Annotated in this window: 17 protein-coding genes; 5 read left to right on the top strand and 12 right to left on the bottom strand. The window is 72.0% G+C overall.

Annotated elements, in window-relative coordinates; translation table 11 throughout:
* Positions 1–98 precede the first annotated feature (98 nt).
* Genes OG470_RS11210 through OG470_RS11195 form a run of 4 tightly spaced genes read left to right on the top strand, consistent with a single transcriptional unit; the run spans position 99 to position 5032 of the window.
* Positions 99–2276 (top strand): MMPL family transporter, encoded by a 2178-nt coding sequence (locus OG470_RS11210; RefSeq protein WP_328423391.1) that lies wholly within the window; start codon positions 99–101, stop codon positions 2274–2276.
* The gene (locus OG470_RS11205; protein ID WP_328423389.1) at positions 2273–3490 is read left to right on the top strand and encodes a sensor histidine kinase; all 1218 of its coding nucleotides are present in this window, start codon (positions 2273–2275) and stop codon (positions 3488–3490) included. Before OG470_RS11210 ends, OG470_RS11205 begins: the two co-directional genes overlap by 4 nt.
* The gene (locus tag OG470_RS11200) at positions 3478–4122 is read left to right on the top strand and encodes a response regulator transcription factor (RefSeq protein ID WP_328423387.1); all 645 of its coding nucleotides are present in this window, start codon (positions 3478–3480) and stop codon (positions 4120–4122) included. Before OG470_RS11205 ends, OG470_RS11200 begins: the two co-directional genes overlap by 13 nt.
* Before the next feature lies 1 nt (position 4123).
* The gene (locus OG470_RS11195) at positions 4124–5032 is read left to right on the top strand and encodes a putative RNA methyltransferase (protein WP_328423386.1); all 909 of its coding nucleotides are present in this window, start codon (positions 4124–4126) and stop codon (positions 5030–5032) included.
* A gap of 39 nt (positions 5033–5071) precedes the next feature.
* Here the strand turns inward: OG470_RS11195 and OG470_RS11190 are convergent, their stop codons facing one another.
* The 12 genes from OG470_RS11190 to OG470_RS11135 all read right to left on the bottom strand — a co-directional run bounded on the left by OG470_RS11190 (position 5072) and on the right by OG470_RS11135 (position 20037).
* Complete coding sequence (locus OG470_RS11190; protein ID WP_328423385.1) at positions 5072–5752, bottom strand: DUF4272 domain-containing protein; 681 nt, start codon at positions 5750–5752, stop codon at positions 5072–5074.
* Positions 5753–5863: 111 nt separating this feature from the next.
* Positions 5864–7147, bottom strand: a complete 1284-nt coding sequence (locus OG470_RS11185; protein ID WP_328423384.1) for a thymidine phosphorylase — start codon at positions 7145–7147, stop codon at positions 5864–5866.
* 167 nt (positions 7148–7314) lie between these two features.
* The gene (locus OG470_RS11180) at positions 7315–8043 is read right to left on the bottom strand and encodes a cytidine deaminase (protein WP_386986656.1); all 729 of its coding nucleotides are present in this window, start codon (positions 8041–8043) and stop codon (positions 7315–7317) included.
* A gap of 50 nt (positions 8044–8093) precedes the next feature.
* Positions 8094–9374: an ABC transporter permease gene (locus OG470_RS11175; protein ID WP_328423380.1), complete on the bottom strand. Its 1281-nt coding sequence runs from the start codon at positions 9372–9374 to the stop codon at positions 8094–8096.
* 3 nt (positions 9375–9377) lie between these two features.
* Positions 9378–10733, bottom strand: coding sequence for an ABC transporter permease (locus tag OG470_RS11170; protein ID WP_328423378.1), 1356 nt, complete (start codon positions 10731–10733; stop codon positions 9378–9380).
* A complete protein-coding gene (locus OG470_RS11165; RefSeq protein WP_328426291.1) occupies positions 10730–12337 on the bottom strand; it encodes an ABC transporter ATP-binding protein in 1608 nt (535 codons plus the stop codon). The genes OG470_RS11170 and OG470_RS11165 overlap by 4 nt, the downstream gene beginning before the upstream one ends.
* Positions 12338–12592: 255 nt before the next feature.
* Complete coding sequence (locus tag OG470_RS11160) at positions 12593–13660, bottom strand: BMP family lipoprotein (RefSeq protein ID WP_328426289.1); 1068 nt, start codon at positions 13658–13660, stop codon at positions 12593–12595.
* 277 nt (positions 13661–13937) lie between these two features.
* Positions 13938–14279 carry a hypothetical protein gene (locus tag OG470_RS11155; protein ID WP_328423376.1) on the bottom strand — a complete coding sequence of 114 codons (342 nt, stop codon included), beginning with the start codon at positions 14277–14279 and terminating at the stop codon, positions 13938–13940.
* Between the two features lie 81 nt (positions 14280–14360).
* Positions 14361–16166: a glycoside hydrolase family 13 protein gene (locus OG470_RS11150; protein ID WP_328423374.1), complete on the bottom strand. Its 1806-nt coding sequence runs from the start codon at positions 16164–16166 to the stop codon at positions 14361–14363.
* 54 nt (positions 16167–16220) lie between these two features.
* Positions 16221–17156, bottom strand: coding sequence for a sugar ABC transporter permease (locus tag OG470_RS11145; protein ID WP_442931097.1), 936 nt, complete (start codon positions 17154–17156; stop codon positions 16221–16223).
* Complete coding sequence (locus OG470_RS11140) at positions 17153–18790, bottom strand: ABC transporter permease subunit (RefSeq protein WP_328423372.1); 1638 nt, start codon at positions 18788–18790, stop codon at positions 17153–17155. Before OG470_RS11140 ends, OG470_RS11145 begins: the two co-directional genes overlap by 4 nt.
* The gene (locus tag OG470_RS11135; protein WP_328423370.1) at positions 18790–20037 is read right to left on the bottom strand and encodes a sugar ABC transporter substrate-binding protein; all 1248 of its coding nucleotides are present in this window, start codon (positions 20035–20037) and stop codon (positions 18790–18792) included. The genes OG470_RS11140 and OG470_RS11135 overlap by 1 nt, the downstream gene beginning before the upstream one ends.
* 199 nt (positions 20038–20236) lie before the next feature.
* Here OG470_RS11135 and OG470_RS11130 point away from each other — a divergent pair, with 199 nt between their 5' ends.
* Complete coding sequence (locus OG470_RS11130) at positions 20237–21322, top strand: LacI family DNA-binding transcriptional regulator (RefSeq protein WP_328423368.1); 1086 nt, start codon at positions 20237–20239, stop codon at positions 21320–21322.
* Positions 21323–21487 lie beyond the last annotated feature (165 nt).

Below are 21487 nucleotides of genomic sequence, written 5' to 3'. Positions count from 1 at the left end.
CACCACCATCGGACCGGCGTACGCGCACCATCGAAGTGACCCGTCCGGCTGCCTAGCGTCAACGGCATCACCAGAAGCCGACGCGGGGAGAGTTGCACGTGTTCACCACATTGGCCACAGCGGTGGTCCGCCGTCCGGGTCGGGTGATCGCCGGCTGGCTGCTCGCCATCGCCGCGCTCACCGCCGCCACCTTCGCCGTCTACGGGCCGACCGGACCGCCCCCCGCCGACAGCCAGGCCGACTTCCTGCCGGCCCGGTACGAGTCCGCGCAGGCCGCCGGCATCGCGGCGCGGATCTTCCCCGCGCAGCCCGGCAGCAGCGCGGTGCTGGTCGTCCGCCGGGCCGACGGGGCCCCGCTGACCGCCGACGACAGCGCCCGCATCGACCGGCTGCCGCAGGAGCTACGGGTCGCCGGCGTCACCGAGGTGACCCCCGGCGCGGTCGCACCAGACGGGCGGCTGCGGCTGGCCGAGGCCCGCCTGTCCGGGGACGCGTACGAGGAGACCACCATCGCGGCCGTCGGGCGGCTTCGGGACGCCACCGACGACGCGCTGGCCGGCAGCGGACTGGTCGCCGGCTGGACCGGGGAGGCGGCCGGCGCCGCCGACAGCTTCCTGCTCGACATGATCGTCAACGGCGCCATGATGCTGGTGATCCTGCTCCTGCTGCTCGTCGTCTTCCGCAGCCCCACGATCGCGCTGGTCAACCTGTTCCTGGTGCTGCTGGTCGCGCAGGCCGCCACCGGCCTGCTCGCGCTGGGCGGAAAGGTCTTCGGGTACGCCCTGGACGCCTCCACCACGGGCCTGCTCCCGGTCGTGCTGCTCGGCATCGGCACCGACTACGCGGTCTTCCTGCTCTTCCGCTACCGGGAACGGCTGCGGGCCGGCGAGGACCGGCGCGCAGCGATGGTCCACGCGGTCGGCCGCATCGGCGGCCCGGTCACCGTGTCCGCGCTGGTCGTGGCGGTGGCGTTCGGCGCGTTGGTGCTCTCCCAACTGGCATCGTTCCGGGTGCTCGGGCCTGCCCTGGCCGTCGCCGTCCTGCTCATGGTGGCGGCCGCGCTGACGCTGTTCCCCGCGGTCTACTCGCTGCTCGGCCGCCGGGCGTACTGGCCGGCGAAGCTGGTCGCGTCGGGTGACGGCGGGACGCCGGGTGACGGTGCCGCCGCGCCGACCGGTCTGGCGGCCCGCGCCGGCCGGCTGGTCGCCCGCCGGCCCGCCCGGGTCGTGCTGGCCACGGTCGCCGCGCTCGGGCTGCTCGGCCTCGGCGCGCTGCACCACCGGCCGAGCTACGAACTCGACGCGCTGCCGCCCGGCTCCGAGTCGGCCCGGGCCCTGGACTGGCTCCGCTCCGGGCTGCCGGCCGGGACCCTCTCCCCGACCGTCGTCTACCTCACCGGGCCCGGGGTGGACGCGATCGCCGCCGAACGGTTCGCCGCACGGCTCGCCGAGGTGCCCATCGTGGCGGCACCGGGCGGGGTCGAGGTCAAGGGGGACGTGGCCCAGGTTCAGGTGCTGCTCGCCGAGCCGCCGTACTCGCAGCGCGCCATGGACGCGGTGGAGCACCAACTGCGGCCGGCCGCGCACGCCGCGGCGCCGCCCGGCACCCAGGTGTACGTCGGCGGGGAGACCGCCACCTTCGCCGACATCCGGACCGTGCTCGACGAGGACCTCCGGCTGGTCTTCCCGGTGGCCGCCGGGCTGATCGGGCTGCTCCTGCTGCTGATGCTGCGCGGCCTGCTCGCCTCGCTGGGACTGCTCGCCGCCGTCGCGCTCGGCTTCGCCGCCACCCTCGGCACCAGTGTGCTGGTGTTCCAGGTCCTCGGCGGGCAGTCCGGGCTCAACTTCCAGCTGCCGCTGGTCGTGTTCCTCTTCGTCACCGCGATCGGAACCGACTACAACATCCTGATGGTCGCCCGGCTACGGGAGGAGCTGCGCGCGGGACGCTCGCCCCGCCAGGCCGCCGAGGAGGCGGTACGCCGGGCCGGGCCCGCCGTCGCCGCGGCCGGGGTGATCCTGGCCGGCAGCTTCGGGGTGCTCGTGGCGTCGCCGATGATGGCCCAGATCGGGCTCGCCGTCGCCGTCGGCGTACTGATCGCCACGTTCGGGCTCTCCTGGTTGCTCGTGCCGGCGTCGACCGCGCTCACCGGCCGGGTGGCCTTCTGGCCGGCCCGTACCCGTCCCGAGCCCGGTGCGGCCACCCTGCCGGCGGGCGACACGGCCTCGGCCCCCGCGCTGGCGGCGGACGCCGTGACGGCTGGGACAATGGCCCGATGAGCGGGGTGCGGCGGGCCTGGGGCGAGCTGAACCAGTTGGCCGTCACGGCAGGGCTGGCCTGCGCGGGCATCGGCTTCGCGCTGGCCACACTCCTGACCGCCGGGCTCAGCCTGCTCGGCGTCGGCCTGCCTCTGCTCGACCGCACCCTCACCGGCACCCGGGCGCTGCTGGAGCGGCAGCGTCACCGGGTGCCCGACCCGCCGATCCGGTCGGCGTACCGGCCGGTGTCGGGCGGGCTGACGGCCCGGCTGCGGACGATGGCCGGCGACCCGGCCACCTACCGGGACCTCGCGTTCCTGTTCGCCCACTTCGCCTACGCCCCGGTCGCCGTGGTGCTCGCCGTGGGTATCTGGCTCGGCGCCGCGCAGGGCCTCGCCATGCCGGCGATCCACACCGTGGCGCCCGGCGCCGTCGACAACTACCTGGGCCTGCCGATCGACTCACTGGGCAACGCGGGGCTGGCCGTGGTGCTCGGGCTGCTGGTGGGGGTCGGGGCGTACTGGCTGCCCCGGGGGCTGGTCCACCTGGACGAGGCTCTGACCCGTGCGCTGCTCGCGCCGACCGCCCGGGCTGCCCTCGCCGAGCGGGTGGTGGAACTGGCCGACACCCGCGCCCAGAGCGTCGACGCGCAGGCGGCCGAGCTGCGCCGCATCGAGCGGGACCTGCACGACGGCGCGCAGGCGCGGCTGGTCGCGATGGCGATGAACCTCGGCCTCGCCGAGGAGCTGCTGGCCCGCGACCCGGAGGCAGCCCGCGGGCTGGTCACCGAGGCCCGTACGAGCGCCGGCACCGCCCTGTCCGAGCTGCGCGACGTGGTACGCGGCATCCACCCGCCGGTGCTGGCCGACCGAGGGCTCGCCGGCGGCCTCGCCGCCCTCGCCCTCGGCGCGGCCCTGCCGGTCGACCTGGACGTCGACCTGCCCGATCGGCTGGCACCCCCGCTGGAGTCGGCGCTCTACTTCACCGCCGCCGAGCTGCTCACCAACGCGGCCCGACACAGCGGGGCGGAGCGGGTGGCGATGCGGCTGCGCCGGGTCGGCACGACGGTCCGGCTGACCGTCTCCGACGACGGCCGGGGCGGCGCCGACCCGGAGCGGGGCACCGGGCTGGCCGGCATCCGCCAGCGGCTCGCCGTCTTCGACGGCCGCGTCCGGATCAGCTCGCCGGCCGGTGGGCCTACCGTGGTCGACGTGGAGCTGCCGTGCGAGTCGTGATCGCCGAGGACCTGGCACTGCTGCGCGACGGGCTGATCCGCCTCCTCACCGCGTACGGCGACGAGGTGGTGGCCGCCGTGGAGACCGGCGACGAACTGCTCGCCGCCCTGCTGGAGCACCGTCCCGACGTGGCGGTGGTGGACGTCCGCCTCCCGCCGACCCACACCGACGAGGGGCTGCGCGCCGCGCTGACCGCCCGGGAACGGCTTCCCGGCCTGCCGGTGCTGGTCCTCTCCCAGTACGTCGAGCAGCTCTACGCCCGGGAGCTGCTCTCCGACGGCGCCGGGGCGGTGGGCTACCTGCTCAAGGACCGGGTGGCCGACGTGACGCAGTTCGTCGCCGCGGTGCACCGGGTCGCCGACGGCGGGATGGCGATGGACCCCGAGGTGATCTCGCAGTTGCTGGCCCGGCCCGCCCGGGCCGCACCGCTGCGCCGGCTCACCCCGCGCGAGCACGAGGTGCTGGCGCTGATGGCCGAGGGACGCTCCAACGGCGCGATCGCCCAGCGCATGGTGGTCACCGAGAAGGCGGTCAGCAAGCACATCAACTCGATCTTCGCGAAGCTCGACCTGCGCGACTGCGACGACGACCACCGCAGGGTCCGCGCGGTGCTGACCTACCTGGACGCCTGACGTGGACCCCCGCATCGTCGACCGGCTCCGCTGCCCGGTCTGCGCCGAGCCGCTGGCCGAGGTCGCCGCCGGCGGTGCCAGCGCGCTGCGCTGCCCGCGCCGGCACAGCTTCGACGTGGCCCGCCAGGGCTACGTGAACCTGCTCGCCGGCCGCGCCCCGCACGTCGGGGACACCGCCGAGATGGTGGCCGCCCGCGCCGACTTCCTCTCCGCCGGCCACTACGACCTGATCTCGACCGCCCTCGCCGCCGCCGCGACACAGGCCCTTGAGCACCTGGCCGGGGAGCACTTGGCCGAGGAGCACATGGCCGGGGAGCGCGCCGTCGGGTCGTACCCCCTGGTGGTGGATGCCGGGGCGGGGACGGGCCGGCACCTCGCGGCGGTGCTGGCGGCGCTGCCGGACGCCGCGGGTCTCGCCCTGGACGTGTCGAAGCCGGCGCTGCGCCGGGCCGCGCGGGCGCACCCGCGCGCGGCGGCGGCGCTCGCCGACACCTGGCAGCGGCTGCCCCTGGCCGACGCCGGCACGGCCGTGCTGCTGAACGTCTTCGCCCCGCGCAACGGGGCGGAGTTCCACCGGGTGCTCGACCCGGCCGGGTCCCTGCTCGTGGTGACGCCAGCCGAGGACCACCTCACCGAACTGGTCGGCGCCCTCGGCCTGCTGCGGGTGGACCCGGCCAAGGCCGACCGGGTCGCCGAGAGCCTCGGGGGGCACTTCACCCCGGCGACGTCGACCGTGCACCGGCGGGAGCTGGCACTGACCGGCCCGGAGGTCGCGACGCTGGTCGGGATGGGCCCCAGCGCCTGGCACACCGACCCGGCCGGGCTCGCCGCCCGGGTGACGGCCCTCGCCGAGCCGGTACGGGTGACCGTCGCGGTGCGGCTGACCGTCTGGCGCCCGATGCCCCGCTGACCACCCGCCGCTTCCCGTGCCGGCACCCGACCCGGCCGCTCAGGTGGAGAGGTCGACCTCTTCCCAGCCGGGGGGCTCGTCGTGGTACGGCCCGCGCAGGATCACCGCCCACTCCAGCGCCCAACGCCGCTGCCCGATCGCGTTCGCGTCGACCAGCCCGGGCACCGGCCGGCCGCTCCGCTCGGTCTCCAGGTACGCCCAGTCCAGGCAGTAGTGCAGGTCGAGCAGGGCGGCCACATCGGCGGGGTGCTGCGGCGCGGTGAGGATCCGGGATCGCCAGTGCGGGAACATCTCCCCCGCGGCGATGTGCGGCAACCGCTCCATCAGCTGCTCGTCCACGGCAAGGGTCGGGTCGAGCTGCTTGGTCAGCCCGAGCACCCAGGCGAGCGCGAAGAGCGCGTCGTGGTGCAGCACGAACGAGCGGTGGTCGCCCTTGCCGCCCATCACGAACTGCCACTCCGGCGGGGTGACCATCTCGACCAGGTGCGAGCCGAGCAGCCAGCTCATCGCCGCCTGCGGGGGCATCCCGAAGCAGCGGGCCAGGATCAGGTGCAGCACGGCGATCCGCGCCTCGATCTCCGCCGTGGGGCGCAGCTCGATCTTGTCACCCGGCTCCCAGACGAGCGGGAACTGGGCCGGCGGCAACGGCAGGCCGAGCCGGGACAGCTCGTCCAGGCTCGCCTCGCGCACCTCACGGGGGTTGGGGGCAGGTACGGTCACGGCGGAGTCTTCCTGTCTGCTCGCGACGGCTCAAGGCCGGCTATCCCCCTTGGCCTGCGAGAATAGCGCCCCCTGGTGACAGGCACCATGCCACCCCGACTCCGCGCTTGGTCAGCCGATCCGCTCGATGACCAACGGCGTCGCCGCTGGTGCGGTCGGCGCGATCCGCACGGCACGGGCAGCCTCTGCCAGCGCCGCCGGGATCCGCGCCGGGTCCTCGGCGCGCAGCTCGTAGAGGGCGTCGCCGGCCCGTACCGGGTCGCCCGGCCGCTTGTGCAGCACCACCCCGGCCGGCACGCTCACCGGGTCCTCCTTGCGGGCCCGGCCCGCGCCGAGCCGCCAGGCCGCCACCCCCATGGCGTACGCGTCGACGGCCGCGACGTGCCCGTCCTGCTCGGCGCGGACCACCTCGACCTCCGGGGCGACCGGCATCGGCGCGTCCGGGTCGCCGCCCTGCGCCCGGACCATCGCCCGCCAGGAATCCATCGCCCGGCCGTCCCGCAACGCCGCCGCCGGATCGGCGTCCGGCAGGCCGGCCGCGTCGAGCATCTCCCGGGCCAGGGCCAGCGTCAGCTCCACCACGTCGGCCGGCCCGCCACCGGCCAGCACCTCGACCGACTCGGTCACCTCGACCGCGTTGCCGATCGCCAGGCCGAGCGGCGTGGACATGTCGGTGAGCAGGGCGACCGTCCGGACGCCGTGCGCGCCGCCCAGCTCGACCATGGTGCGGGCCAGCTCGCGGGCCTGGTCGACGGACTTCATGAAGGCACCGGAGCCGACCTTGACGTCGAGGACCAACGCCCCGGTGCCCTCGGCGATCTTCTTGCTCATGATCGAGCTGGCGATCAGCGGGATCGCCTCCACCGTGCCCGTCACGTCGCGCAGCGCGTACAGCTTGCGGTCGGCGGGGGCGAGCCCGGCGCCGGCCGCGCAGATCACCGCGCCGACGTCGCCGAGCTGCGTGATGAACTCGTCGTTGCTCAGCGCGGCCCGCCAGCCCGGGATGGACTCCAACTTGTCCAGCGTGCCGCCGGTGTGGCCGAGGCCGCGCCCGCTCAGCTGCGGCACGGCCGCGCCGCACGCCGCAACCAGCGGGGTGAGCGGCAGGGTGATCTTGTCCCCGACGCCGCCGGTGGAGTGCTTGTCGACGGTCGGGCGACGCACCGCCGAGAGGTCCAGCCGCTCACCGCTGGCGATCATCGCGGCGGTCCACCGCGCGATCTCCGGCCCGGTCATGCCGTTGAGCAGGATCGCCATGGCCAGCGCCGACATCTGCTCGTCGGCGACCACCCCCCGGGTGTACGCGTCCACCACCCAGTCGATCTGGGCGTCCGACAGCACACCCCCGTCCCGCTTCACCCGAATGACATCAACAGCAGCAAAACCACTACTCATCAGAAGATCTCTCTAGTCGTATCGAGATACCGGCCCGCAACCGTGACCGACGTACGGCCGTGCCCACGACGGGGCCGGGGCCGACCGTGCCCGGCGGAGGGATCAAGCCTGACCGCCCGGAGCCGGGCACGGTCGGCCCCGGCCCCAAGCGCAACCAGCAACAAAGATCAAGACCAGCGAACCGGGATCTCCATCGGCGGCTCACCCTCGCCGGCCCAGAAGATGGTCCCGGTCGCGTCGACCACCACCACCCGGGGCGTCCGGGCCATTCCCCAGGTGATCGCCTCTGCGGGGTCGTCCCAGCTCGGGGCCTCCTCCAGCACACCGGTCTCGGCGCCCGCGTCGTCCCCGGCCGACCGCTCCCAGTACGCCGTCCAGACCTGCTGCCCGGCGGACATGTCCGGGTGTACGAAGACGGTGCCGCGTCCACGCCAGGCGGCCAGCCGCTCCGGAACCACCGGCACCGGCGTCTCGCCGGTCACCGCCTCCAGGTCCTCCACGCCGAAGGCGTGTGGCAGCAGCTCGGCCATCCGCAGCGGGCGGTCCCTGGTCTCGATCAGGCACTCCGGCCCACCGTGCTCCCAGAGCAGCTGCCGGCACCGGCCGCACGGCATCAGCGGCTCACCCGTGGCGTCGACGCAGGAGAGCGCGACGAGCCGACCGCCGCCGGTGGCGTGCAGGCTGGAGACCACCCCGCACTCGGCGCAGAGGGTCACCCCGTACGCGGCGTTCTCCACGTTGCAGCCGACCACCACCCGGCCGTCGTCGACCAGAGCGGCCGCACCGACCGGGAACGTCGAGTACGGCGCGTACGCGTGCCGCATCGCATCCGTGGCGGCGGCGCGCAGGCGCGCCCAGTCGATCTCGGTCATCCCATCATTCTGCCGCACCGCCATCGTGGCCTGCGGCGGGACCACCTCGGCCCCGCCGCGTCGGCCACCGGGCGTCAGCCCTTGATGTACGGCTTGCCGTCGGCGGCCGGTGCCCGGACCCGGCCGACCAGCCCGGCCACCGCCAGAATCGTCGCCAGGTAGGGCAGCATGGCCAGGAACTGGCTGGGGATCGCGCTGTTGATCGCACCGAGATAGGTGGCGAGCTGGTCGGCGAAGCCGAAGAAGAGCGCGGCGAGCAGCGCCCCGGTCGGGTTCCACCGGCCGAAGATCAGCGCGGCCAGCGCGATGAAGCCCTTGCCGCCGATCATGTTCTTGGTGAACGAGTAGAGCGCCAGCGTGTAGGAGGCACCGCCGATGCCAGCGACCACACCGGCCAGCAGCACGTTGCGGTACCGCACCCGCAGCACCTTGACGCCGAGCGTGTCGGCGGCGGTCGGGTGCTCACCGACCGAGCGGGTACGCAGCCCCCACCGGGTGCGGAACAGCGCGATGTGGATCACCAGCACCAGGAGCAGGCCGAGGTAGAGGAAGATGTTGCCGCGGAACAGCGCCGGGCCGAGCACCGGGATGTCCTTGAGCAGCGGGATCTCCCAGTTGCTGAACCGGGGAGCGCTGTTGTACCGCTCGATGTTGGTCTGCATCAGCCGCTCGTAGAGGAAGCCGGTGACGCCGACCGCGAGCAGGTTCAGCACGATGCCGATGACCACCTGGTCGACCAGGTAGCGGATGGCGAAGATGGCCAGCAGCAGCGAGATGAACGCGCCGCCGAGGGCGGCGGCCACCAGGCCCACCCAGACGTTGCCGGAGATGCTGCCGAAGAGCGCGCCGCTGAACGCGCCCATCAGCAACTGCCCCTCGATGGCCACGTTGACCACACCGGAACGCTCACAGAGCACGCCGGCCAGCGCACCGAAGATCAGCGGCAGAGCCAGGATGAAGGTGCCCCGGATGATGTTGACCAGCGGCATGAAGTTCTGCCCGGTCGGCGCGGCGGAGACCTGCCAGCAGAGGAACGACAGGACGAAGCCGATCAGCCCGACCCCGAGCACGGTGGTGAACCAGCGCTTGGGCACCCCGGCGAGCAGGGCCGCGCCGGCGGCGATCGCGATGATCCCGAACAGGATCGCCCCGATCGTGCCGTTGATCTCCAGCGCGGCGCCGCCCGCGTCATCGCTGAGCGTGAACCGGGCCTGCTGGTCGGTGGCGAGCGCGCCGAAGAGCACCGCCGAGAGCAGGCCGAGCGCGAGCAGCACGAGGCCGACCTTGCGGTTCCGGGTCCAGAAGCCCTCGTCGACCGCGGCGACCGCCACGTCGGGGACAGCCATGGTGGACATGAGTTACCAGCCCTTCGCCAGGCTCGTCTGCAACCGGGCTGCTCGTGCGGCCCGGAGCTGGAAGATCGCCTTCACCAGGGCGGGCGCGGCGATGAAGATGACGATCAGGGCCTGGAGCACCGTGACCAGCTCCAGTGAGATCCCCGAGTACGACTGCATCCGGTTGCCGCCGGCCTGTAGCGCCCCGAACAGCAGCGCCGCCAGCAACACCCCCCAGGGCTTCACCCGCCCGAGGAGCGCCACCAGGATGCCGTCGAAGCCGATCTGCGCGACCACCAGCGGGGTCAACGCGCTGGCGGTGGAGCCGAGCACCATGTTCGAGCCGCCGAGACCGGCCAGGATCCCGGCGAAGACCATGATCAGGATGTACGTCCGGGTGACGCTGATGCCGGCGGTGCGGGCGGCGTCCGGGTTGGCACCGACCGCGCGCAGCTCGAAGCCGAGCGTGGAGCGGTTGAGCAGCCAGGCGACCGCCCAGGTGGCCAGCACGGCGAGCAGGATGCCGGCGTGCACCCGCAGGTTGTCGCCGAGCAGCCGGGGCAGCTGCGCGGAGCTGTCCACCGCCTTGCTGATCGCGTCGGTGCGGGTCGGATCCTGCACGCCGTTCTGCACGATGAGCCAGGTCAGGAAGTACGTGGCGACGTAGTTGAGCATGATCGTGTTGATCACCTCGTGCGCACCGGCACGGGCCTTGAGGATGCCGGGGATGAAGCCCCAGATCGCCCCGCCCAGAGCGCCGGCCAGCACCGCCACCAGCAGGTGCAGGCCGGGCGGCAGCGGCAGCAGGAAGCCGGCCAGCGCGGCGAAGATCACGCCGATGGTGGCCTGGCCCTGGGCGCCGATGTTGAACAGGCCGCCACGGAAGGCCAGCGCCACCGACAGGCCGGTGAAGACCAGCGGCGCGCTGTAGGTGAGCGTCTCGGAGATCGGCGCGAGCACGGCCTCCCAGCCGTTGGTGCCGTTCAGCCAGCCGGAGAACGCCTCCGGGTCGAAGATCGAGCCCTTGAACAGGTTCGCGTACGCCTCGCTGACCAGCGTCCAGCTCGAATTGAGCGCGTCGGACGGGCGGGAGGTGATGTACGAGTAGGTGGCGAGCACGTCCGGATCAGAGATGATCATCAAGACCGCGCCGACCACGATCGCCAGCACCAGCGACAGCAGGGTCACCGTGAAGGTGTTGGCCGCCCAGAGGTTGTCCAGGAACAGCCGGCCCAGGGCGGGCTTCGGCTCCGGCGTCGGCCGGCCCGGCGCGGTCGCCGACTCGGCCTGTTCGGTGTTGCCCAGAGCGGTCTGCGCGGCCTGCGCCTCGCTCGCCGGTTCCTTGTCCGGCGAGCCGGACTGCGGGTTGGGGTCGCTCATTCCTCGTCCTCGCTCGCGGGGCGTGCGGCGCTCGCCGGGCCCCCGTCGGTCACCGGGCCGTCGGTCGGCGCACCGTCGGTGGCCGTTCCGCCGGTAGCCGTGCCGCCGGTCGCCGTGCCGTCGGTCGGCGCGGCGTCCGCACCGCGCTCGGGAAGCGCGTCCGGGCTGATGCCGGCCATCAGCAGGCCGATCTCCTCGCGCGGGGTGTCCGGGCCGACGATGCCGATGATGCGGCCCCGGTACATCACCGCGATCCGGTCGGCCAGCCCGATCACCTCGTCGAGTTCGCTGGAGACCACCATGACGGCGGTGCCGATGTCCCGCTCGCGGATGATCCGGCTGTGGATGAACTCGATCGACCCGACGTCGACGCCGCGGGTCGGCTGGGCGGCGATGAAGAGCTTCAGCGGCCGGGACATCTCCCGGGCCACGATCACCTTCTGCTGGTTGCCGCCGGAGAGGGTGCCCACCGGCGCGTCGGCCGATGAGGTGCGCACGTCGAACTGCTCGATCCGCTCCTTCGCCGACGTCGCGATCGCGTCCGGCTTGAGCGCGAGCCCGGCGCCGAACGGCGGCCGGTCGTAGATGTCCAGCACGAGGTTCTCCGCGACGCTGAACTCCTTGACCAAGCCGTCCACGCTGCGGTCCTCGGGCACGTAGCCGACGCCGGCGCGGAGCACCTTCTTGGTCTTCCAGCCGTCGATCCGGTCGCCGGCCAGGCTGACCGTGCCGGCGAGCAACGGGCGCAGGCCCATGATCGCCTCGATCAGCTCGGTCTGGCCGTTGCCCTGTACGCCCGCCACGCCGAGCACCTCGCCCGCGCGCACGGTCAGGTCCACGCCGTCGACCGCCCGGATCTGCCGGTCGTCGTCGACGACCAGCCCGGCCACCTCCAGCACCGGCTCGCCCGGCGTGGCCGGGGACTTCTCCACGGTGAGCCGGACGTTGCGCCCGACCATCAGGGCGGCCAACTCGTCGCGACTGGCCTCCGGCAGGGCGGTGCCGACGGTCTTGCCGCGCCGGATCACGGTGATCCGGTCGGCGATCGCCTTGACCTCGCCGAGCTTGTGGGTGATGAAGACGATCGACTTGCCGGCGGCCTTGAGCGACCGCATGACCGTCAGCAACTCCTCGGTCTCCTGCGGGGTGAGCACCGCCGTCGGCTCGTCCAGGATGAGCAGGTCGACATTGCGGGTGAGCGCCTTGACGATCTCGACGCGCTGCTGGATGCCGACCGGCAGGTCCTCGATCACCGCGTCCGGGTCGACCCGCAGGTTGTAGCGCTCGGACACCTCGGCGACCTCGCGCCGGGCCCGCCGCCGGTCCAGGAAGCCGGCGATGCCGCCCCGGACCTGCTCGGCGCCGAGCATGATGTTCTCCGCCACGGTGAAGACCGGCACCAGCATGAAGTGCTGGTGCACCATGCCGATCCCGGCGGCGATCGCGTCGGACGGGCCCTTCAGCTTCAGCGGCTTGCCGTCGACCAGGATCTCGCCCTCGTCGGGCTGGTAGAGCCCGTAGAGGACGTTCATCAGGGTCGACTTGCCCGCGCCGTTCTCGCCGAGCAGGGCGTGAATCTCTCCAGGCTCGACCGTCAGATCGATGTGGTCGTTGGCGACCAGATCACCGAACCTCTTGGTGATGCCGCGCAGTTCGAGTCTCAGCGCAACCTCCTGGAGTGCGAGCGATGGTGCAGCGTAGCTGCCGTTGACCGAGCCGGACTGGCCCGGTCACCGTGGCGCGCGATCGGCCGCTCCGGCCCCACGGGTGGTTAACCCGCGGCGCCGGAGCGGCCGGATCGGTCGTACCTGTCCCCCGCCGACCCTCCCGATGATCTCATCGGAGGGACCGGCCGGTCGTCACTTGGTCGGCTGGGCCTTCGAGGTGACGGTGATGGTGCCAGCGGCGATGTCCGCCTTGATCTTGTCGACCTCGGCCTTCAGCTCGGCCGGAACCTTGCTGTCGAAGTCGTGGTACGGGGCGATCGAGACACCGGTGTTGGCCAGGGTGCCCACGAAGCCCGGCTTGGCCTGCAGCTTCTCGCCACCGGCAGCCTTGAGCACGGCCTCCTTGACGGCCTCCGGGATGTTCTTGACCACCGTGGTGATGATCGCGGAGCAGTCCGGCGTGCTCTCGCAGCCGTCGACGTCCACCCAGATGGTGTTGTACTTGCCGCCCGAGGCCTTGGCCGCGGAGGTGGTGCCGAGGCCGGCGCCGCCGGCGACCGGCATGATGATGTCCGCGCCCTGGGCGACCAGCGCGTCGGAGACCTTCTTGCCCTCGTCCTGCTTGGCGAAGTCGTTGGTGAAGGAACCCTTCTGGGTCTCCTTGTTCCAACCCAGCGCCTGGACGTTCTTGCCCTTGGTCTGGTTGTAGTACGCCACGCCGTCGACGAAGCCATCCATGAAGATGGTCACCGGCGGGATCGGCAGGCCGCCGTAGGTGCCCACCTTGCCGGACTTGCTCATCCCGGCGGCCAGGTAGCCGGCCTGGAACGCGGCCTGCGCGGTGTCGAACTGCATCGGGTAGACGTTGGCGTCACCCGGGTTGGCGTCGACGATGCCGAACGTCTGGTTCGGGTTGGCCTTGGCGATCTTCGAGGTGGCGTTGGCCATCAGGCCACCGACCGCCAGGATGAAGTCGCACTTCTGGTTGACGTACTGCGTCAGGTTCGGCTCGTAGTCGGCCTCGGCCTTCGACGCCACGAACTTGGTCTCGATGTTGCTGTTGGCGGCCTTGGCCTCCTCGAGACCCTTCCAGGCCGAGGTGTTGAACGACTTGTCGTCGATGCCGCCGACGTCGGTCACCATGCAGGCGCTGAACTTCTTGGCGCCACTGCCGGCGTTGTTGTCATCATCGGGGGCCTCGCCACACGCGGCGGCGCTGAGCACGAGCCCACCCACCGCGAAGATCGAGGCGATCCGCATCCCACGCACCGAGCGCAAGACGTCTCCTTCCCATTGCACACCGCGCCTAGTGCGGTGGCAGCCCATCAGCCGACCTGCGGTGTGCCGCCGGCTGTCCCACGTTACGGACGGGAGCGTACGCCCGCGCCCACCCACCGGCCGACAATCGTGCACGACTGTTGAGCGCCTGTTACCCGCGTGTAACCCTTGCGTGGGGCAAGTCACTCATCGTGCTGGTAGGCGAGCAGCCGAGGCGCCCTCAAAGTCCCGTTTTCGAGGGGTGGCCCCCCGTCGGACGTTACCGCCAAAAGACCGCGACCGCCGCGTTGACCAGGGTCAGACCGGCAATCGCGAGGAAGTGGCCGCGGTTGACCGCGTCCCGCTTCCGGGAGAAGAAGACCATGACGAAGATCAGCAGCGCGAGCACCAGCTTCGTCACAATCTTCGCCGGTGCCGGCTCGTCACCGTCCCGCAGCGGGGCGGAGAGCCCGATCCCGGTCAGCAGACCGATCACGGACCCCCACAGCATGGCCGGGTTGATCCGTAGCCGGCCGCTGACGTACTGGGCGATCGTGCCGCCGAGCAACAGGGCGAACCCGATGAGATGGACATAGAGGAGAGTCAGTCTCAGTGCTTCCACGCCGCCCATCTTCCCCTATCAACGACAGTTTGTAGTAGCCCGGTCGTGGCGCTCGGCGCGTCCGAGCCACCGCGGCGGCGTTCAGCACAGCCGCCAGACCTGGAAGGTGGGGCCGTCCGCGGGCAGGGTCAGCGCACCGTCCGGGCCGGGCCGCAGCGCCGGCGCGCCGCCGTACACGTTCTCCGCGGCCGGCAGCCCGGCCAGCCGCACGGGCGCCCCGGCCGCCCGCCGAGCCAGCACCAGCACCGCCCCGGTCGGTGCCTCGCGCAGGAAGACGATCGTGTCGGGGTCGTGGTGCAGCCGGCGTAGGCCGCCGTGGCGCAGCGCCGGCTCGCCGCGGCGCAGCGCGATCAGCGCCTGGTACGCGGCGAGCGTGCCGGCGTCCCAGCTATGCGGGCGGTGCCACGGCATCGGGGTACGCGAGGACTCGCCGTTCGTGCCGACCAGACCGAGCTCGTCCCCCGCGAAGATCATCGGGATGCCGGGCATGGTGGCGAGCAGACCGGCGGCCACCTCCTGCCGGGCGGCGTCGCCGACCACCGTCCGGATCCGGGCCGAGTCGTGCGAGCCGAGCAGCTGCCAGGAGTGCGTGTACGAGCGCCAGGAGATCAGCGACCGGTAGGCGTCCATGGTGCCGAGCACCGCGTCCGCGTCCCGCCGTGGCACCCCGCCCGGGGTGCCGAGGAAGTTCGGCACCGGCTGGTCGCCGTGCCGCAGCCAGGACCAGACCGGGTCGGTGAAGCCGACGTAGTTCATGGTGCCGTGCCAGCCGTCGCGGTCCAGGTCACCGGTGTGGTCGTGGCCGTGCTCTGCCATCAACAGGCCGTCCGGCCGATCCCGGGCCAGCACCGAGCGGAGCAGCGCTGCTACCTCGTGGGTGTACGCGTCGGCGCCCCGTCGGCCGGTCATGTTCGCCACGTCCACCCGCCACCCGTCCAGCCCGTACGGCGGGCGGAGCCAGCGGCGCAGCGCCGCGTCGTCGGCGGTGGCGAAGCGGCGGCGCAGCTCGGCGCTGCCCCAGTTCAGCTTCGGCAGCGACTTGATCCCGTTCCAGGACTCGTAGTCCCCGGTGATCTCGTCGAAGTAGTACAGCTCCCGCTCCGGGGCACGCACGTCGGACGAGGCGGCGGTGAACCAGTCGTGCGCGTCGCCGGTGTGGTTGCTGGTGATGTCGCCGAGCAGCCGCCAGCCCCGGGCCCGTACCGCGTCCGCGAGCCGGGCCAGCGCGGCGTCCCCGCCGAGCAGCGGGTCGACCCGGTCGAAGCTGGCCGCGTCGTAGCGGTGGTTGGAGCGCGCCGGGAAGATCGGGGTCAGGTAGACCGTGTTCACCCCGAGCCGATCCAGGTGGTCCAACCGCTCGGCGATCCCGTCCAGATCGCCACCGTAGAGCTGGTGCGGCGTTTCCGGGCCACGGCCGACCACGGGAGTGTCCCAGTGGCACGGGATCGCCCAGTCCGGCAGTGGCCGGGCGTCGGCCGCGGCGGACCGGGCGAACCGGTCCGGGAAGATCTGGTAGATCACCGCGTCCCGCGCCCAGGCCGGCGGCGGGGCGTGGGTGACCAGCTTGAAGTCGCCGTGGTCGGGCACGTCGTGGTCGACCAGCCCCGCCGCGGTCAGCCATCGGGGACCACGCCGCCCCGAGAGCAGGAAGCGGTAGTTGCTCACCGGGTTGCGGGCCGGCACCTCGGCCCGCCACCAGACGTCTCCGCCGTCGGTGCGATCCACCACCGCCTCGGTGAACCTCGGCTCACCGTCACCGGTGGTGCGTACGTGTACCTGGCGGACGTCGGCGCCGGCCGGCGCCCGGACGAAGACGTCGACGACCTCCCCCAGCGTGGGCTCCTGCTGCGGGACGTAGCAGGCGGATCCGTCATGGTGCGACTGCACGGCTGGCTCTCCTCTCGGGTGCACTCGGGGGTACTCGCAGACGGGCGCCGACGGCTACCCCTTCACGGCGCCGGCGGTCAGCCCGGAGACGATGTAGCGCTGGAGGAGCTGGAAGACCAGCACGGTGGGGATCGCGGTGAGCAGGGTCCCGGCGGCGAAGATCCCGAAATTGTTGTTGCGCTCGTTGCCCTGCAACATGCCGTACATGCCGACCGCGAGCGTCTTCGAGTCGCTGCTGGTGAGGAACACGTTGGCCATCAGGAACTCGTTGATGGTGCCGATGAACGCCAGTAGCCCGGTCACCGCCAGGATCGGCGCCACCAGCGGCAGCATGATCCGGAAGAAGACCTGGGCGTGCGAGGCCCCGTCCATGGTGGCCGACTCGTCCAGCTCCCGGGGCAGGGTGTCGAAGAAGCCCTTCATCAGCCAGGTGTTCACCCCGAGCGCGCCACCCATGTAGAGCAGCAGCAGCCCCCACGGGGTGTTGAAGCCGATCGACGGCCACAGGTCGGTGATCGTGCCGAAGATCAGGTAGATCGCCACGATCGCCAGGAACTGCGGGAACATCTGGATCAACAGCAGCGAGAGCAGCCCCACCCGCCGGCCGCGGAACCGCATCCGGGAGAAGGCGTACGCGGCCAGCGCGGAGAGGAACACCGACGCGAACGAGGCCACTCCGGCGATCAGCAGCGAGTTGACGAACCACCGCTCGAAGGCGGTCCGTTCGAACAACTCGCCGAAGTTGCCGAGCGACACCCCGCCGGTGGGCACCAGCTCGGTGGTGGAGAGCGTGCCGAGTGGGTTGAGCGCGGCGGAGAGCACGAACACGATCGGGAAGAGGCTGAACAGCACGCCGAGCACGGCGACCAGGTGCCGCCAGCCGACCTGGGCGAACCAGCGGTTGCGGCGCCGGCCCGTGGCGTTGCGGTTGGCCGCGGGCGGCCGGCCCGCCGTGTCGCCGGTACGCGCGGCCCCGGTGAGTGTGGTCACGAGTACACCTCCTCCTGCTTGCGGGTCCGCCGGAAGCTGACGGTCGAGACCACCGCGACGATGGCGAAGATGAACAGCGAGATCGCGGCCGCGAAGCCGAACTCCGCGCCCTGCCCGCCGAAGGCGAGCCGATAGGTGTACGTGATCAGCAGATCGGTGGCGCCGTTGGTCGGGTTGTCGGCCGGGAAGGGCGCGCCCTCGGTGGTCAGGTAGATCGCGTTGAAGTTGTTGAAGTTGTACGCGAACGACGAGATCAGCAGCGGGGAGAGCGCGATCAGCAGCAGCGGCAGGGTGACCGCGCGGAAGGACTGCCAGGGCGAGGCCCCGTCGACCGAGGTCGCCTCGGTCAGCTCCCGCGGGATGGCCTGCAACGCGCCGGTGGCCACCAGGAACATGTACGGGTAGCCGAGCCAGAGCTGCACCAGGATGACCGCGAGGCGTGCCGTCCACGGCTGGCCGAACCAGTCCACGTCCAGTCCGAACAGGTTGTTGATCAGCCCGAAGTCGGCGTTGAACATGTCCCGCCAGGCCAGCAGCATCGCGAACGACGGCATGGCGTACGGCAGGACCAGCAGCACCCGGTAGAGGTTGGTGCCGCGCATCCGGGGCGAGTGCAGCACGAGCGCGATCATCATGCCGAGCAGGAACGTCCCGCCGGTGGACGCGATGGCGAAGGCGAAGTTCCAGATCAGGGTGCTGAGGAAGGGGCCGGAGATGTTCTCGTCGGTGAGCACCCGGGTGAAGTTGCTCAGCCCGACGTTGACCTTCCAGCCCTGGGCCAGCCGCTCGCCGTCGGCGGCGACGAAGGCGCCCACCTCCTCGTCGGCGGTCCAGGTCTGCCCGGTCCCGGTGTCCCGGACGCAGTCGCAGCCGGCCTCGTACGCCCGCACCGCCTTGCCCTCGTAGGCGCGGGACAGGCCGCTGGAGCGCAGCGCGCCGCCGGCGGTGGGCACCACCAGGTCGGTGATCTCCTTGCTGCGGGCGCTGGCCTGGCCGAAGTTCAGCACGGTGTAGCCCTCGGCGGCGGTGACCTTGCCGCCCGCGGCGACCGTGACGTCGGCGGCGTCGAGCTGGCGTAGCCCGCCGGTGTCACCGGCGGAGACCGTGCCGGTGGTGGGGTCGGTGACCAGGAAGACCAGCGGGGCGGAGGCCGGGTCGCCCTTCGTGGCGATCGACAGGGCGTACTCGGCGGAGCCGGGCACCTGGGTGACCGAGGAGGTCTGGATCGCGACGATCGCGTCGTCCTTGCTGCCCCGGTGCCCGTCACCGAAGTTGGTGAAGGCGGTGCTGGCGGTGTACAGCACCGGGAAGACCTGGAAAGCGATCAGGAACAGGGTGCCCGGGACCAGGTACTTGGCCGGGATGTGCCGGCGGGTGAGGTACAGGTAGAACAGTCCGGCGGTGGTCGCCGCCAGCAGGGCCAGGCCGGCCCACTTTCCGCCGTCGATGAGCGGGAAGGCCGCCCAGACCGCGATACCGGCGGTCAGGCCGAGCAGGAGCACCTTGCCGGCGAGGCCGGTCAGGGTGATCGGCGCGTGGTCACGCGCGGTACGGGAGCGCGGGGGCCGGGAGCCGACCGGCTCCCGGCCCGGGGTCCGCGTGGCGGACCCCGGGCCGGACTGCGGCGTGCTCATTACTTGATCTGGCCCGAGATGGTCTTGCCGGCCGCGGTGATGGTGCTGGTCGGGTCGGCCCCACCGATGACGGCGGCCTGGGCCTTGCCGAACGGGTCCCAGATCGCGGCCATCGCCGGGATGGCCGGGAGCACCTGACCGTTCTTGCCGGCCTCCTGGAACTTGGCCAGGTCCGGGTCACTGCCCTTGACCTGGTCGAGGGCGGCGGTCAGCGCCGGCGGCCGGGGCTCGGCGTTGTACAGCGCGACGGCCAGCTCGGGCGTCGTGGTGTAGTTGGCCACGAACTCCTGGGCCAGCGCCTTGTTCTTGCCCTTGGCGGCGACGTAGAACGCCTGCACGCCCACGAACGGCTGGGCCTCCTTGCCGCCGGCGAAGCCGGGGATGGCGGAGATGTCGTACTTGATGTTGGCCTTCTTGACGTCGGCCACCGCCCACGGGCCGGAGACCAGGTAGGCGCACTTCTTACCGGTGAAGGTGGCGATCGAGTTGGTGTCCGAGATGGAGCGCTTGAGCACGCCCTCGCCCTTCTCGCCCAGCGCGCCGATCTTCTTGAACGCCTCGATCGACGCGGGCTTGCCCACGCCCAGGTCCTTCGGGTCGTAGTCGCCGTTGGCGCCGGCACCGAAGAGGTAGCCGCCGGCCGAGGTGTACAGCGGGTAGATGTGGTACGCGTCGCCGTTCTGGCCGACCTGGAGGCAGAGCGTCTCGGTGGCCTTCTTCGCCGCCTTGAGCTGCTTGCCCTGGGCGACCAGGTCCTCGATGGTCTTCGGCGCCTCGGGGGCCAGCTCGGTGTTACGGATCAGCGCCAGGTTCTCCTGGGCGTACGGCACGCCGTAGAGCTGACCGTTGAAGGTGACCGCCTTGACGGCGGTCTGGTTGAACCCGCTCTTCTGCTCGGCGGAGAGCTGCACCGGGTCGATGGCGCCGTTCTGCACCAGGTTGCCGATCCAGTCGTGCGCGCCGACCACCACGTCGGGGCCGCTGCCCTGCTGCGAGGCGGTGACGAAGTTGGTCTGCAGGTCCTTGCTGACGGCCTGGACCTCGACGGTGACGCCGTTCTCCTGGCCGAACTTCTCGGCGAACGGCTTGAGAGCGGCGGTCCGCTTGTCGTCTGCCCAGATCACCAGTTTGCCGCCGGCCGCCTTGGGGGACTGGTTCGCGGCCGGCTCGTCGCTGTCGCCACCACAGCCCGAGGCGGCGAGCGCCAGGGCGAAGAGGGCGACCACACCCGCGGTACGGATGCGCATCGGTACTCCTGTCGTCATGGCGGGTCCGCCGGGGGAAGGGCGGCCCACCGATGGGAAGCTCTGGAAGTTTTTGCCTACCGGCGCTTGGGTGCTGCGCCGCTGCTCTCGCATGTTGCGGGGACGTTAGCAAGAGGTTGCAGATTATGGAAGCGTTTGCAGAGCGCCCCGCAAGAACTTGCCGGTGGGCTAAAGTGCCGCCATGCGCGCTCGACTGTCCGACATCGCCCAGCAGGCCGAAGTCAGCGAGGCCACGGTGTCGCGGGTGCTCAACGACCGCCCCGGCGTGGCCCCGGAGACCCGGCAGGCCGTCCTCACCGCTCTCGACGTGCTCGGCTACGAGCGCCCGGCTCGGCTGCGCAAGCGCAGCGCCGGGCTGGTCGGCCTGGTGGTGCCGGAGCTGGACAACCCGATCTTCCCCGCCTTCGCCCAGGTCATCGAGTCGACCCTGGCGCAGAGCGGATTCACCCCGGTGCTCTGCACCCAGACCGCCGGTGGCGTCACCGAGGACGAGTACGTCGAGATGCTGCTGGACCGTCAGGTCTCCGGGATCGCCTTCGTCTCCGGTCTGCACGCTGACACCGCCGCCAACCACGACCGCTACCGGGCGCTGATCGCCCGGCCGTTGCCCGTCGTGATGATCAACGGGTACGTGCCCGGCATCGGTGCCCCCTTCGTCTCCTGTGACGACCGGGAGGCGGCCGAGCTGGCCGTGGCCCACCTGGTCGCGCTCGGGCACCGTCGGATCGGCCTGATCACCGGCCCGGACCGCTTCGTCCCGGTGCAGCGCAAGGTGGCCGGCTGGCGCTCCGCGATGACCCGGTTGGCCGGCGTCGCCGAGGCCGACCTGGGCCCGCTGGCCGAGCTGTCCCTGTTCGGTGTGGAGGGTGGCGAGGCCGCGGCCGGCCGGCTGCTGGACCGCGGCGTGACCGGCGTGGTGTGCGGCTCGGACCTGATGGCGCTCGGCGCGATCCGGGCGGCCCGCCAGCGCGGCCTGACCGTCCCCGGCGACCTCTCCGTGGTCGGCTACGACGACTCGCCACTGATGGCCTTCACCGACCCGCCACTGACCACCATGCGGCAGCCGGTCATCGCGATGGCGGTGGCCGCGGTCCGGGCCCTGGTCGACGAGATCAACGGGCACGGCGCCCCGCACTCGGAGTACCTGTTCCGCCCGGAGCTGGTGGTGCGCGGCTCTACGGCGGTCGCCCCGGCCGGCACCCGGACCGGCGGAGGCGGATCGAACCGGCACCGACCCGGCTCGTCGGCGCTGGCCGTCCCCGCCTGAGCAGCACCCCACCAGGCTGGGCAGCCGACTGGCGCAGCAGCACTCCCGGCAGGTCTTGCGCAAGAACTGCTTGACTCTTGCAGTGTTCGGGCGGCATATTGCTCAGACACCCGCGCTGCCACCGTCCGCGCCGCGCCGGGTGCCGCCGCCGCACCTGACCCGAGA

It is taken from the genome of Micromonospora sp. NBC_00389, assembly GCF_036059255.1.
In the GTDB taxonomy this organism is placed as follows: Bacteria; Actinomycetota; Actinomycetes; order Mycobacteriales; family Micromonosporaceae; genus Micromonospora.
The sequence above is the reverse complement of the archived record's forward strand: the minus strand, read 5'-3'. Positions and strand labels throughout refer to the sequence as shown.

Bases quoted from the DNA above. Each gene is read 5' to 3' on its own strand.
- OG470_RS11160 (WP_328426289.1), bottom strand. From the start codon at position 13,660: ATGCGGATCGCCTCGATCTTCGCGGTGGGTGGGCTCGTGCTCAGCGCC.
- OG470_RS11185 (WP_328423384.1), bottom strand. From the start codon at position 7,147: ATGAGTAGTGGTTTTGCTGCTGTTGATGTCATTCGGGTGAAGCGGGAC.
- OG470_RS11140 (WP_328423372.1), bottom strand. From the start codon at position 18,790: ATGAGCACGCCGCAGTCCGGCCCGGGGTCCGCCACGCGGACCCCGGGC.
- OG470_RS11170 (WP_328423378.1), bottom strand. From the start codon at position 10,733: ATGAGCGACCCCAACCCGCAGTCCGGCTCGCCGGACAAGGAACCGGCG.
- OG470_RS11135 (WP_328423370.1), bottom strand. From the start codon at position 20,037: ATGCGCATCCGTACCGCGGGTGTGGTCGCCCTCTTCGCCCTGGCGCTC.
- OG470_RS11175 (WP_328423380.1), bottom strand. From the start codon at position 9,374: ATGTCCACCATGGCTGTCCCCGACGTGGCGGTCGCCGCGGTCGACGAG.
- OG470_RS11180 (WP_386986656.1), bottom strand. From the start codon at position 8,043: ATGGCGGTGCGGCAGAATGATGGGATGACCGAGATCGACTGGGCGCGC.
- OG470_RS11130 (WP_328423368.1), top strand. From the start codon at position 20,237: ATGCGCGCTCGACTGTCCGACATCGCCCAGCAGGCCGAAGTCAGCGAG.
- OG470_RS11205 (WP_328423389.1), top strand. From the start codon at position 2,273: ATGAGCGGGGTGCGGCGGGCCTGGGGCGAGCTGAACCAGTTGGCCGTC.